The sequence below is a fragment of the Klebsiella sp. KPN54798 genome (assembly GCF_021184225.1).
Taxonomy (GTDB): Bacteria; Pseudomonadota; Gammaproteobacteria; order Enterobacterales; family Enterobacteriaceae; genus Klebsiella; species Klebsiella pneumoniae.
This window is the reverse complement of record NZ_CP089234.1, coordinates 4,316,633-4,329,189: the sequence shown is the minus strand read 5'-3', so window position 1 is coordinate 4,329,189 and position 12,557 is coordinate 4,316,633. Positions and strand designations below refer to the sequence as shown.

The 12,557-nt window shown below is 58.0% G+C and carries 12 protein-coding genes; 9 read left to right on the top strand and 3 right to left on the bottom strand.

The window, feature by feature from the left end:
* Positions 1–120: 120 nt before the first annotated feature.
* Positions 121–2,565 carry an acyl-CoA dehydrogenase FadE gene (fadE, locus tag LPQ25_RS20855; protein WP_002889690.1) on the bottom strand — a complete coding sequence of 815 codons (2,445 nt, stop codon included), beginning with the start codon at positions 2,563–2,565 and terminating at the stop codon, positions 121–123.
* A gap of 239 nt (positions 2,566–2,804) precedes the next feature.
* On the opposite strand from fadE, the gene lpcA reads away from it, so the two are divergent.
* Both lpcA and LPQ25_RS20845 read left to right on the top strand, forming a co-directional pair.
* Positions 2,805–3,386, top strand: coding sequence for a D-sedoheptulose 7-phosphate isomerase (gene lpcA / locus LPQ25_RS20850; RefSeq protein WP_004145825.1), 582 nt, complete (start codon positions 2,805–2,807; stop codon positions 3,384–3,386).
* A gap of 74 nt (positions 3,387–3,460) precedes the next feature.
* A complete protein-coding gene (locus LPQ25_RS20845) occupies positions 3,461–4,228 on the top strand; it encodes a class II glutamine amidotransferase (protein ID WP_002889696.1) in 768 nt (255 codons plus the stop codon).
* On the opposite strand, the gene dpaA is transcribed toward LPQ25_RS20845, so the two are convergent.
* Positions 4,199–4,939, bottom strand: a complete 741-nt coding sequence (gene dpaA / locus LPQ25_RS20840) for a peptidoglycan meso-diaminopimelic acid protein amidase (protein WP_002889699.1) — start codon at positions 4,937–4,939, stop codon at positions 4,199–4,201. The two genes, LPQ25_RS20845 and dpaA, sit on opposite strands and share 30 nt — an antisense overlap.
* 411 nt (positions 4,940–5,350) lie before the next feature.
* On the opposite strand from dpaA, the gene LPQ25_RS20835 reads away from it, so the two are divergent.
* Genes LPQ25_RS20835 through nqrM form a run of 7 tightly spaced genes read left to right on the top strand, consistent with a single transcriptional unit; the run spans position 5,351 to position 11,411 of the window.
* On the top strand, positions 5,351–6,694 hold the full coding sequence (locus LPQ25_RS20835) for a Na(+)-translocating NADH-quinone reductase subunit A (RefSeq protein WP_002889702.1): 1,344 nt from the start codon (positions 5,351–5,353) through the stop codon (positions 6,692–6,694).
* Positions 6,695–6,697: 3 nt separating this feature from the next.
* The gene (locus LPQ25_RS20830) at positions 6,698–7,936 is read left to right on the top strand and encodes an NADH:ubiquinone reductase (Na(+)-transporting) subunit B (RefSeq protein ID WP_004147186.1); all 1,239 of its coding nucleotides are present in this window, start codon (positions 6,698–6,700) and stop codon (positions 7,934–7,936) included.
* Positions 7,929–8,723, top strand: coding sequence for a Na(+)-translocating NADH-quinone reductase subunit C (locus LPQ25_RS20825; protein WP_004177336.1), 795 nt, complete (start codon positions 7,929–7,931; stop codon positions 8,721–8,723). Before LPQ25_RS20830 ends, LPQ25_RS20825 begins: the two co-directional genes overlap by 8 nt.
* Positions 8,716–9,354, top strand: a complete 639-nt coding sequence (locus LPQ25_RS20820; RefSeq protein ID WP_002889716.1) for an NADH:ubiquinone reductase (Na(+)-transporting) subunit D — start codon at positions 8,716–8,718, stop codon at positions 9,352–9,354. Before LPQ25_RS20825 ends, LPQ25_RS20820 begins: the two co-directional genes overlap by 8 nt.
* Before the next feature lie 6 nt (positions 9,355–9,360).
* Complete coding sequence (nqrE, locus tag LPQ25_RS20815) at positions 9,361–9,957, top strand: NADH:ubiquinone reductase (Na(+)-transporting) subunit E (protein WP_004177335.1); 597 nt, start codon at positions 9,361–9,363, stop codon at positions 9,955–9,957.
* A gap of 12 nt (positions 9,958–9,969) precedes the next feature.
* On the top strand, positions 9,970–11,193 hold the full coding sequence (gene nqrF / locus LPQ25_RS20810; RefSeq protein ID WP_002889720.1) for an NADH:ubiquinone reductase (Na(+)-transporting) subunit F: 1,224 nt from the start codon (positions 9,970–9,972) through the stop codon (positions 11,191–11,193).
* Positions 11,194–11,195: 2 nt separating this feature from the next.
* Positions 11,196–11,411: a (Na+)-NQR maturation NqrM gene (gene nqrM / locus LPQ25_RS20805; protein ID WP_002889722.1), complete on the top strand. Its 216-nt coding sequence runs from the start codon at positions 11,196–11,198 to the stop codon at positions 11,409–11,411.
* Between the two features lie 222 nt (positions 11,412–11,633).
* On the opposite strand, the gene LPQ25_RS20800 is transcribed toward nqrM, so the two are convergent.
* Positions 11,634–12,494: a glycerophosphodiester phosphodiesterase family protein gene (locus LPQ25_RS20800; RefSeq protein ID WP_002889724.1), complete on the bottom strand. Its 861-nt coding sequence runs from the start codon at positions 12,492–12,494 to the stop codon at positions 11,634–11,636.
* Positions 12,495–12,557: the final 63 nt, after the last annotated feature.

Genomic DNA, 12,557 nt, shown 5'->3' with positions numbered 1-12,557 from the left:
GCGGCGGTCCGCGGAATATTTTGTTAAAAAAATGCTACTGATGGAAACGAAAGGGGAGGAGAGGGCGAAAAAAAGGCGGGGAAAGTTCCCCGCCCGGCGCGTGATGTGGTAGTGGTTTTATTATGCAGCTTCAACTTTACGAACTTTTTCCGGCAGCTTTACCGGCTTTGTCGCCAGCTCCTCTGGCGCAAAGTCGTCGACGTTAATGCTGCGCAGACGGCTATGCTCTGCACGGGTAAGAATGGCGGCCTCATCCTGACTGATTAATCCTTTGGCCAGCGCGTTGTGGGCCAGCTCATCCAGACGGGTGAACGGCAGATTTTTACCCAACTCTTTGCAGATCCGCTGGTGGATAGGATCGGCCGCCATCACTTCCAGCAGGGCCTCTTCCAGCAGGCCTACCGGGTTATGCTCGCTCGGCGTCAGATACTGACCGCGGCCGATGCGGGAGCGCGTGGCGCTGGGCACCTGCAGAATTTTGGCGACCTGGTGGTCCAGCCTATCCGACGGCGCATGATGATGACGGCCGGTCGGGAAGATGACCAGGCGCATTACGCCTGCCACCAGACGGTTCGGGAAATTGTCCAACAGATCGTCAATGGCTTGCTCGGCCTGGTGCAGCGCGTCCTGTACCCCCCAGTGAACCAGCGGCAGATCGGCTTCATTGCGTCCTTCATCGTCATAGCGTTTCAGCACCGCCGAGGCCAGGTACAGCTGGCTTAACACATCCCCCAGACGGGCGGAGATACGTTCGCGTCGCTTGAGGCTGCCGCCGAGCACCGCCATTGAGACGTCTGACAGCAGTGCCAGGTTGGCGCTCAGACGATTCATTTGCTGATAGTAGCGACGGGTGGCGTCACGGGTCGGCGCGCTGCTGGTGCGCCCGCCGGTCAGGCCCAGCCAGAAACTCCGCACTTTATTACTGCCGACATGGCCGATGTGTTTGAACAGCAGCTTGTCATAGGCGTTCAGGTCATTATTCTGCGCGGCGGCCATCTCCTCCAGTACGTACGGATGGCAGCGAATCGCCCCCTGACCGAAGATCATCATGCTGCGGGTCAAAATGTTTGCGCCTTCCACGGTGATGGCGATAGGCGCGCCCTGATATGCCCGGGCGAGGAAGTTGCCTTCGCCCAGCATAATGCCTTTCCCGCCGGTAATATCCATCGCGTCGATAATGGAGCGCTGGCCGCGGTGGGTGCAGTGATATTTCACGATAGCGGACAGCACTGCAGGTTTCTCGCCGAGCATGATGCCGTAGGTGATCAGCGACGCCGCAGCGTCCATCACATAGGCGTTACCGGCGATACGCGCCAGCGCCTCTTCAATCCCTTCCATTTTGCCGATGGAGATTTTGAACTGGCGGCGAATATGGGCGTAAGCGCCAGTCGCCATGGCAACGGATTTCAGACCACCGGTGGCGTTGGACGGCAGAGTAATACCGCGGCCGACCGATAGACATTCAACCAACATGCGCCAGCCCTGACCGGCCATGCTTGGGCCGCCGATGATGTAATCGATAGGCACGAAGATATCTTTGCCGCGGGTTGGACCGTTCTGGAACGGCACATTCAGCGGGAAGTGGCGACGGCCGATTTCCACGCCCGGGGTGGAGGTGGGGATCAGCGCGCAGGTGATACCCAGCTCTTCTTCTCCGCCCAGCAAACGATCCGGGTCAGAGAGTTTGAAAGCCAGCCCCAGCACGGTGGCGATAGGCGCCAGCGTGATATAACGTTTGTTCCAGGTCAGGCGCATCCCCAGCACCTGTTGACCCTGCCAGTCGCCCATGCACACCACGCCGGTATCCGGGATGGCGCCGGCGTCAGAGCCCGCTTCCGGGCTGGTGAGAGCGAAGCAAGGGATTTCCAGGCCGCGTGCCAGACGCGGCAGATAATGATTCTTCTGTTCTTCGGTACCGTAATGCTGCAGCAGTTCGCCCGGGCCCAGCGAGTTCGGGACGCCGACGGTGATCGCCAGGATGCCGGAGACGCCAGAGAGTTTCTGCAGTACTCGTGCCTGAGCGTAAGCGGAGAACTCAAGTCCGCCATACTCTTTCTTAATGATCATCGCGAAGAAGCGGTGCTCTTTCAGATAGGCCCACAGCTCCGGCGGCAGATCGGCCATTTCGTGAGTGATGGCGAAGTCGTTAGCCATCCGGCAGGCTTCTTCAACTGGGCCGTCGAGGAAAGCTTGCTCTTCGGCGGTCAGCCGCGGCTGCGGATAGTTATGTAACTTTTGCCAGTCAGGATTGCCGCGAAACAGATCGCCTTCCCACCAGGTGGTGCCGGCGTCGATGGCTTCTTTTTCCGTGCGCGACATCGGCGGCATCACCTTGCGGAATGTGCGAAACGCCGGTGCGGAAATCATGGATTTACGCATAGGCGCAAAGTTAAACGGCAACAGTATGATCGCCAGCGGCAGCAGCAGCCAGATATTCCACACTCCGGCCGCGCCGAGCGCCGCGGTCCAGGCGAGCAAAATCACGCTGCTGAGCAGCAGGCTGACCCGGTGATAGAAGAGCGCGCCGAGTAAAACGACGGTTGCAACAATACTCAAAATCATCATAGAGAAATGCTCCCTGAGCTTGTAGGAGGTCTGACCACTTGTGATGTATTGGTTGTAGTGCATGCGTTTTTATTTAGCAATGTGTTTACAAAATAATTACAACCTTGCTCACATTGTTGTATGCAAAAGCGGCACATAAAATCAAAAGAGCGAGGGATAACGCTGCCTGCTGCTTCTCGCTTCGACGGCTATCCGGTACACTGCCGGGGTTATTCCACTCATACTGAAGGATTATCCTCATGTACCAGGATCTTATTCGTAACGAACTGAACGAAGCCGCGGAAACTCTGGCTAACTTTCTGCAGGACGAAGCTAATATCCATGCTATCCAGCGTGCCGCTGTCCTGCTGGCGGATAGCTTTAAGGCGGGTGGGAAAGTGCTGTCCTGCGGTAACGGCGGTTCCCATTGCGATGCGATGCATTTTGCGGAAGAGCTGACCGGACGTTATCGCGAAAACCGCCCGGGTTACCCGGCCATCGCGATCTCCGACGTCAGCCACCTCTCCTGCGTGAGCAATGATTTTGGCTATGAGTATGTGTTCTCCCGCTACGTTGAATCCGTTGGCCGCGCAGGCGATGTGCTGCTCGGTATCTCCACGTCTGGCAACTCCGGCAACGTGATTAAGGCCATTGAGGCCGCGCGGGCGCAGGGGATGAAAGTGATCACCCTGACCGGTAAAGACGGCGGTAAAATGGCCGGTAGTGCTGATGTGGAAATTCGCGTGCCGCACTTTGGCTACGCCGACCGCATCCAGGAGATCCATATCAAAGTGATCCACATTCTGATTATGCTGATCGAAAAAGAGATGGCGAAAGGCTAACAGGCAGGTGAGTGTGTACTGTTGACGGTGGCCTCGCTCCGGCGCCGTCGTGATTTGTGAGGGTGAGGTGATCTATGTGCGAACTGCTCGGGATGAGCGCCAATGTGCCAACCGATATCTGTTTTAGCTTTACCGGGCTGGTGCAGCGCGGCGGCGGGACGGGGCCGCATAAAGACGGCTGGGGCATCACCTTCTATGAAGGTAAAGGCTGTCGCACATTCAAGGATCCCCAGCCGAGCTTTCAGTCGCCGATCGCGAAACTGGTTCAGGATTACCCCATTAAGTCCTGTTCCGTCGTCGCCCATATTCGTCAGGCCAACCGCGGGAGGGTGGCCCTGGAGAACACCCATCCCTTCACCCGCGAACTGTGGGGGCGCAACTGGACCTATGCGCACAATGGGCAGCTAAAAGGCTATAAGTCGCTGAAAACCGGTAATTTTCATCCGGTAGGTGAAACCGACAGTGAAAAAGCGTTTTGCTGGCTGCTGCACCGTTTAACCGAGCGCTATCCGCGCACGCCGGGCAATATGCTGGGCGTTTTCAAGTATATCGCCACCCTCGCGGGTGAACTACGTGAGAAAGGGGTGTTCAACATGCTGCTGTCGGACGGGCGCTACGTAATGGCGTTCTGCTCGACCAATCTGCACTGGATCACCCGGCGAGCGCCGTTCGGCGTGGCAAAACTGCTGGACCAGGATGTGGAGATCGACTTTCAACGCGAGACCACACCCAACGATGTGGTCACGGTTATCGCCACGCAGCCGCTGACGGCCAATGAAACCTGGCATAAGATCATGCCAGGTGAGTGGGCGTTATTTTGTCTCGGGGAGCGTGTAGTTTGAGGCCAGCTGCGGCTGGACAACCTCGTGGCTGAGCGGCTTGCTCACCACATAGCGGCCGTCGGTCACTGATACGACCGGCGGTTTGTGGGTCTGCTGGAAATAGTCATAGCCTGGCTTGAGCTGTTTCCAGAAATCCGCGTAGTAGGAGTATTTGTGGCGTTCCATGTTGGCGTTGGTCATGCGGAACGGATAGATACTCACCTGCACGCTTGGCTGGCCGAAGACTAAGGCGCCGGTCACGAACTGGAAGATCTCATCGATACCGCTGTCGGTCATGGCGTAGCAGCCGACTGAGACGCAGTCGCCGTGGATCATCAGGTATTTCCCTTCATAACCATGGGCGCGATCGTAGGCGTTCGGGAAGCCGATGTTAATCGCTTTATAGAAGCGGCTGTCGGGTTTGAGCTGGCTGCGGGTGACGTTATAGAACCCTTCCGGACTCTTGAAATCGCCCTGGCGCTGTTTCGGACCGAGGCCACCGGAGTAGTTGCAGATCCGGTAGCTGTCGAGGAGCTGGTAGGTTTCACCCATTTTGACGTAAAGGTCGAGCATGCGCTCTTCTTTAAAGATCTCAATGTAAACCGGTGAACCCATTAATTGCTGCTTATATTCTTTGCTAACCGGCGTCGTCGGGCTGTTGCTGCTGAGCAGCCCGGCAAATGACACGCACGGCAACAGAAGCATCGCAATAAATAATGCGATTTTGCGCATACTGCTTGTTCCTTGATAAAACAAAATAGCCACATTGCCAGGACGGCAAGAGAGACCCGAAATCAGAGTTTTCTGGATTTAGAGCGCTCACATTAGCATCACGGCATTTTTTCGCAAGGGCGACGTGGCGGCGTTTACAAATCAGCCTCACTTTATACCCTGCCAGCGACGAAAACACAGTGAGAACTTTGCGCAATAGCTCGCATTTTAGAAGCACTTATCGCCCCTTGCGCTACAGCCGCCGCTCACGAAATGTTACACTTGCGCCGGTTCATCATCAGAGTAAGAAAGGATGCTTCTCTTCCGTCCTGAGCGCTACTGGCGCCGTTTCGCCCTTTCTTCTCTGCCATTCTGTCAATAAGCTGGCCCTGACCTGCGTCGGGGTTGAGGTTACGGATACCTGCTAACGATATGATTAAAATCACGAAAGGGCTGGATTTGCCCATAGCTGGCATGCCATTACAGCAGATTTCTCCCGCGCCAGCGGTGAAGCGCGTCGCGCTACTCGGCGAAGAGTACGTTGGCATGCGCCCCGCGATGGCGGTTAAAGAAGGCGATCGGGTCAAAAAAGGTCAGATCCTGTTCGAAGATAAAAAGATCCCTGGCGTCTGCTTTACCGCCCCGGCGAGCGGGATCGTCAGCGCGATTCACCGCGGCGAACGGCGCGTGTTGCAGTCGGTGGTGATTGATATCGAGGGCAATGACGCGGTGGCGTTTACCCGTTACGCAGCGGACGCGCTGGCCGAACTGCCGCGCGACACCGTACAGCAGCAGCTGCTGGCGTCGGGCCAATGGACGGCGCTGCGTACCCGACCGTTCAGCAAAACGCCGCTCCCGGGGAGCACGCCCGCCGCTATCTTTGTTAACGCCATGGACACCAATCCGCTGGCGGCGGAGCCGCAGCCGATTATTCTGGCCGAACGTGCCGCCTTCGACGCCGGTCTTACCGTGCTCACGCGCTTGACCGACGGGAAAGTGCACGTCTGCCAGCCCAGCGGCGGCAAGCTGGGCGGTCATCCTCTCGGCCAGGTTTGTTTCAATCAGTTCAGTGGGCCGCACCCGGCGGGGCTGCCGGGAACGCATATTCACTTTCTGGAGCCGGTGAGCCTGAATAAGCAGGTCTGGCACCTCAATTATCAGGACGCGATCGCCATTGGTAAGCTTTTCCTCGACGGGGAGCTCTACTGCGAACGGATAATTGCGCTCGGCGGCCCGCAGGTAACATCTCCGCGGCTGGTCAAAACGACGCTCGGCGCCAGCCTGGAGGATCTGCTGGCAGGTGAGCTGCAGGAGGGGGAAAACAGGGTCATTTCCGGCTCGGTGCTTAGCGGCGCCCGCGCCCATGGCCCTCACGCCTTCCTGGGGCGCTTCCATCTGCAGGTGAGCGTGGTCAAAGAAGGGCGGGAAAAAGAGCTCTTCGGCTGGGTGATGCCGGGCAAAGAGAAATTCTCGATTACCCGCACCACGCTGGGCCATTTCTTCAAGCGCAAGCGCTTTCATTTTTCCACCGATACCAACGGCGGCGAGCGGGCGATGGTGCCGATCGGCAACTACGAGCGGGTGATGCCTCTGGATATCCTGCCGACCATACTGCTGCGCGATCTGCTGGCCGGAGACACCGACAGCGCTCAGGCGCTGGGCTGTCTGGAGCTGGATGAAGAAGATCTGGCGCTGTGCACCTATGTTTGCCCTGGAAAGTATGAATATGGCCCGGCGCTGCGCAGCGTGTTAACCCGGATTGAGCAGGAAGGATAAGAGATGGGCTTAAAGCACCTGATTGAGAAACTTGAGCCGCATTTCACGCATGGCGGCAAGCTGGAAAAATATTACCCGCTGTATGAGGCGGCGGCGACCATCTTCTACACGCCGGGCCAGGTAACCCGCGGCGCGGCGCACGTGCGCGACGCCATCGACCTGAAGCGGATGATGATCCTCGTGTGGTTTGCCGTATTCCCGGCGATGTTCTGGGGCATGTACAACGTTGGGCTGCAGACCATTCCGGCGCTGCACAAGCTATACGGCGCCGAACAGCTGCAGCAGGCGATCGCCAACAACTGGCACTACAGCGTCGCCCAGTGGTTAGGGGTGAGCTTCAGTGCCGACGCTGGCTGGCTGAGCATGATGACCCTGGGCGCGGTCTTCTTCCTGCCGATCTATATTACCGTTTTTATCGTCGGTGGCTTCTGGGAAGTGCTGTTCGCGATTGTGCGCAAGCATGAGATTAACGAAGGTTTTTTCGTTACCTCTATTCTCTTCGCGCTGATTGTGCCGCCCACGCTGCCGCTGTGGCAGGCGGCGCTGGGGATCTCCTTCGGCGTGGTGATCGCCAAAGAGATTTTTGGCGGCACCGGGCGCAACTTCCTCAACCCGGCGCTGGCGGGGCGCGCGTTCCTGTTCTTCGCCTATCCGGCGCAGATTTCCGGCGACCTCGTATGGACCGCGGCGGACGGTTTCTCCGGCGCCACGCCGCTCTCCCAGTGGGCCAGCGGCGGCGGTGAAGCGCTGGTGAACGTGGCGACTGGCGTGCCGGTGAGCTGGATGGATGCCTTCCTCGGCAATATTCCCGGCTCAATTGGCGAAGTGTCAACGCTGATGATCTTCATCGGCGGGGCGATCATCCTCTTTGGCCGCGTCGCGTCCTGGCGCATCGTCGCCGGGGTAATGATCGGCATGATCGCCACCGCCACCCTGTTTAACGTTATCGGCTCCGACACCAACCCGATGTTCGCTATGCCATGGTACTGGCATCTGGTGCTCGGCGGTTTCGCCTTCGGGATGATGTTTATGGCGACGGACCCGGTATCCGCCTCGTTTACCGATAAAGGGAAATGGAGTTACGGCGTGCTGATCGGCGTGATGTGCGTGCTGATCCGCGTGGTGAACCCGGCTTATCCGGAAGGGATGATGCTGGCGATCCTCTTCGCCAACCTCTTCGCACCGCTGTTCGATTATCTGGTGGTGCAGGCCAATATTAAGCGGAGGAAGTCGCGTGGCTGAGAAGAAAAGTAACGATAGCATCGGCAAAACGCTGCTGGTGGTGCTGGTGCTTTGTCTGGTCTGCTCCATCGTGGTGGCGGGCTCGGCCGTGGGGCTGAAATCCCGCCAGCAGGCGCAGCGGGCGTTGGATAAGCAGCGCAATATCCTGGCAGTGTCAGGGCTGATGCACCCCGGTATGGATGCGGATGCGGTAGCGGACACCTTCGCGGCGCGCATTACCCCGCGACTGGTGAATCTGGCCACCGGCGAACTGCTGGAGAAAGACCCGGGTAAATTTAATCAGGCTCAGGCGCTGAAGGATCCGCAGCAGAGTATGGCCCTGGATGCCAGTCAGGATCCGGCTGGTATAAAGCGACGCAGTAATCTGGCGGAAATTTACCTGGTGCGCGACGCGCAGCAGAAGATTGAGCAGGTGGTGCTGCCCATTTATGGCAACGGCCTGTGGTCGATGATGTATGCCTTTGTGGCGCTGGACGTCGATGGCCGCACGGTAAAAGGCATTACTTACTACGATCAGGGCGAAACGCCGGGGCTGGGCGGCGAGGTGGAAAACCCGAACTGGCGCCAGCAGTTTGTCGGCAAGCAGGTGCTGGATGACAACGGCATGCCGGCGCTGAAGGTGGTGAAAGGCGGCGCGCGCGCAGGCGATCTCCACGCGGTTGACGGTTTATCCGGCGCCACGCTGACGTCCAATGGCGTACAGCATAGCTTTGATTTCTGGATGGGCGAACTGGGCTTTGGTCCGTTCCTGAAAAAGGTTCGTGAGGGAGAGCTGAATAATGGCTGAACAGAGCGATATGAAAGAGGTGAAGCGCGTGCTGGTGGGGCCGCTCATCGCCAATAACCCCATCGCCCTGCAGGTGCTGGGTGTCTGCTCCGCACTGGCGGTAACCACCAAACTGGAAACCGCCTTCGTGATGACCATTGCGGTGACCCTGGTGACGGCGTTCTCCAGCATGTTTATCTCGATGATCCGCCACCATATTCCCAATAGCGTGCGCATCATCGTGCAGATGGCGATCATCGCCTCGCTGGTGATCGTGGTGGATCAGCTGCTGCGGGCTTTCGCCTATGAGACCTCCAAACAGCTGTCGGTATTCGTCGGGCTTATCATCACCAACTGCATCGTGATGGGCCGCGCCGAAGCCTACGCCATGAAGTCGCCGCCGCTGGCGAGCTTTATGGATGGTATTGGCAACGGTCTCGGCTATGGCGCGATCCTGATTATCGTCGGCTTCCTGCGCGAGCTTATCGGTAGCGGCAAGCTGTTCGGTATCACGGTGCTGGAAACGGTGCAGAACGGCGGCTGGTATCAGCCGAACGGCCTGTTCCTGCTGGCGCCGAGCGCGTTCTTCATTATCGGTTTGCTGATCTGGGCCCTGCGTAGCTGGAAGCCTGAGCAGCAGGAAAAGGAGTAATCGGTGATGGCTCATTACATCAGCCTGTTTGTCCGCGCGGTGTTCGTTGAGAACATGGCGCTGGCCTTCTTCCTCGGGATGTGCACCTTTCTTGCGGTGTCGAAAAAGGTCTCCACCGCCTTCGGCCTCGGCGTCGCGGTGACGGTAGTGCTGGGGCTTGCCGTGCCAATCAATAACCTGGTCTATAACCTGGTGCTGCGCGACGGCGCGCTGGTTGAGGGGGTGGATCTCAGCTTTCTTAACTTCATCACCTTTATCGGAGTGATCGCCGCGCTGGTGCAGATCCTCGAGATGATCCTCGATAAGTATTTTCCGGCACTGTACAACGCGCTGGGCATCTTCCTGCCGCTGATTGCGGTGAACTGTGCGATTTTCGGCGGCGTGTCGTTCATGGTGCAGCGCGATTACAACTTCCCGGAGTCCATCGTCTACGGCTTCGGCTCCGGCATTGGCTGGATGCTGGCGATCGTGGCGATGGCGGGGATCCGCGAAAAAATGAAGTACGCCAACGTGCCCGCCGGTTTGCGCGGGTTAGGGATCACCTTTATCACCACCGGACTAATGGCGCTGGGCTTTATGTCCTTCTCCGGCGTGCAGCTATAAGGGCGAATAAGTATGGAAATTATTCTTGGCGTCGTGATGTTCACGCTGATTGTGCTGGTGCTGTCGGGGCTTATCCTGGCAGCGCGCTCAAAGCTGGTGAACGCGGGCGACGTGGTTATTGAGATCAATAACGAAGCGGATAAACAGATCCGCACCCCGGCGGGTGACAAACTGCTGAACACGCTGTCCAGCAACGGGATCTTCGTCTCCTCCGCCTGCGGCGGCGGCGGCTCCTGCGGCCAGTGTCGGGTAACTGTTAAAGAGGGCGGCGGGGATATCCTGCCGACCGAGCTTTCGCATATTACCAAGCGGGATGCCAAAGCCGGTTGCCGTCTGGCCTGTCAGGTGGCGGTGAAGCAGAACATGAAGATTGAACTGCCGGAAGAGATTTTCGGCGTCAAAAAATGGGAGTGTGAAGTTATCTCTAACGATAACAAAGCCACTTTCATTAAAGAGCTCAAGCTGCGGATCCCGGAGGGGGAGGTGGTGCCGTTTCGCGCCGGGGGCTATATTCAGATTGAATGCCCGCCGCATAAAGTGGCCTATGCAGATTTTGATGTTCCCGATGAATACCGTTCAGACTGGGATAAGTTCAACCTGTTTCGCTATGTCTCTGAGGTGAAAGAGCCGACCCTGCGCGCCTACTCAATGGCTAACTATCCGGAAGAGAAGGGCATCATTATGCTCAACGTGCGCATCGCGACGCCGCCGCCGAAGGTCCCGGATGCGCCGCCGGGGATCATGTCATCCTATATCTGGTCGCTGAAGCCGGGCGATAAGGTGACGATTTCCGGGCCGTTTGGCGAGTTCTTTGCTAAAGAAACCGACGCCGAGATGGTGTTTATCGGCGGCGGCGCCGGGATGGCGCCGATGCGTTCGCATATTTTCGACCAGCTCAAGCGCCTGCACAGCACGCGCAAAATCAGCTTCTGGTACGGCGCCCGTTCGCTGCGCGAAATGTTCTACGATGAGGAGTTTGAACAGCTGGCGCGCGACAATCCAAACTTTACCTTCCACGTTGCGCTCTCCGATCCGCTGCCGGAAGATAACTGGACCGGGCATACCGGCTTTATCCATAACGTTCTGTACGAGAACTATCTACGCGATCACCCGGCGCCGGAAGACTGCGAGTTCTACATGTGTGGGCCGCCGGTAATGAACGCCGCGGTAATTAAGATGCTCAAAGATCTGGGCGTCGAGGACGAGAATATTCTCCTCGACGACTTTGGAGGCTGACGATGCTGACGGTATTTATCGCGACCTTTGTGATTTTTGCGCTGGTGATCCTCGGCATGTCGCTGGGCTACCTGGTGAAGCGCAAGAGCATCCAGGGCAGCTGCGGTGGGATCTCCGCGCTGGGGCTGGAGAAAGTCTGCGATTGTCCGGAACCGTGCGACGCGCGTAAAAAGCGCCTCGCCCGCGAGGCGCAGCGTCAGCAGCGGCGTATTTTGTAATGCCCGGCGGCGCTGCGCATGCCGGACCTGCTGCTTCAGTTTTGTAGGCCGGGTAAGGCGCCAGCCGCCAGCCGGCATAAAGCGGCTCCGTGCCCGGCGGCGCTGCGCTGGCCGGGTCTGCTGCTTCAGTTTTGTAGGCCGGGTAAGGCGCCAGCCGCCACCCGGCAACAACATGCCAGCAATGTGAGGCCGCTTTCGCGGCCTTTTTGGCCGTTGACTCCCTTACTGCCAGCTTTTCGCCTGCGCCGGAGAATCCACCATCACCCCGTCGGCGCCCAGTTCTATCGCCGTGCGGTAGTCTTCCGCACTGTTGATGCCGAAGAAGATAATGTGCGCTTTATCCTGCGAGCGGAAGCAATCCATTGCCTCTTTATCCCAGGTGAGCGTCGCCGGGGAGATCCCTTCGCCAAGGGTGAATTTCTCCACCACCTCGACTTTGCGCTTCAGCTCCAGGCCATACCACTGCTCACCATCGCGTTGACTCGCTGGCTGGCACTGATGGCTGAGCGAAATATTGGCAAGCCTGGTGCGGGTTTCACTGCGAGTGACAAAGCGAGGGATGGCTGGCGGCAGGGCGGCGATATAGCGGTCTTCGGTGGAATAGACCCGCACGCGATCGAGGCTATCGGTGGTTTTTAACACTTCAAGCAGGCGCTGGCCCATCACGGTCGGATCGGCATCCGGAGATTTGATATCGATATAGAAAAAAGTGTGCGGCCATTGCTGTAAAACGCTTTGCAAGGTCGGAATGGTGGCCTGCTTACCGCGCCATGGGTGGCTGTCATCCCCCCATTTCCAGCCGGCGTCGACTTTCGCCAGCTCGGCGGCGGTCAAACTGGAAACTTTGCCCTCGCTATTGGTCAATGCGGAAAGATCGCTTGACCGGTAGAGCACCGGTACGCCGTCGCGGCTTAACTGCACCGTGACCCAGATGGCTTCGGCGTTATTCTCCAGCGCCAGCTTAATGGCCGGCAGGGTATTTTCCGGCGCATCGCCGGTGCCGCCGCGGTGGGCTATCAGCTGTGGAGCGGCCCAGGCGCCGGCTGTGGCCAGCAGGCAAAGCGCGGTAAGTATTTTCTTCATGATTATATCTTCCTGATTTATCTTTTAACTCAATGAAAATAAACATGATTTATTGCAGATTTA

Coding starts and splice junctions, on each gene's coding strand:
- LPQ25_RS20835 (WP_002889702.1), top strand. CDS start 5,351: ATGATTAAAATCACGAAAGGGCTGGATTTGCCCATAGCTGGCATGCCA.
- LPQ25_RS20800 (WP_002889724.1), bottom strand. CDS start 12,494: ATGAAGAAAATACTTACCGCGCTTTGCCTGCTGGCCACAGCCGGCGCC.
- dpaA (WP_002889699.1), bottom strand. CDS start 4,939: ATGCGCAAAATCGCATTATTTATTGCGATGCTTCTGTTGCCGTGCGTG.
- LPQ25_RS20845 (WP_002889696.1), top strand. CDS start 3,461: ATGTGCGAACTGCTCGGGATGAGCGCCAATGTGCCAACCGATATCTGT.
- nqrE (WP_004177335.1), top strand. CDS start 9,361: ATGGCTCATTACATCAGCCTGTTTGTCCGCGCGGTGTTCGTTGAGAAC.
- nqrF (WP_002889720.1), top strand. CDS start 9,970: ATGGAAATTATTCTTGGCGTCGTGATGTTCACGCTGATTGTGCTGGTG.
- nqrM (WP_002889722.1), top strand. CDS start 11,196: ATGCTGACGGTATTTATCGCGACCTTTGTGATTTTTGCGCTGGTGATC.
- fadE (WP_002889690.1), bottom strand. CDS start 2,565: ATGATGATTTTGAGTATTGTTGCAACCGTCGTTTTACTCGGCGCGCTC.
- lpcA (WP_004145825.1), top strand. CDS start 2,805: ATGTACCAGGATCTTATTCGTAACGAACTGAACGAAGCCGCGGAAACT.
- LPQ25_RS20820 (WP_002889716.1), top strand. CDS start 8,716: ATGGCTGAACAGAGCGATATGAAAGAGGTGAAGCGCGTGCTGGTGGGG.
- LPQ25_RS20830 (WP_004147186.1), top strand. CDS start 6,698: ATGGGCTTAAAGCACCTGATTGAGAAACTTGAGCCGCATTTCACGCAT.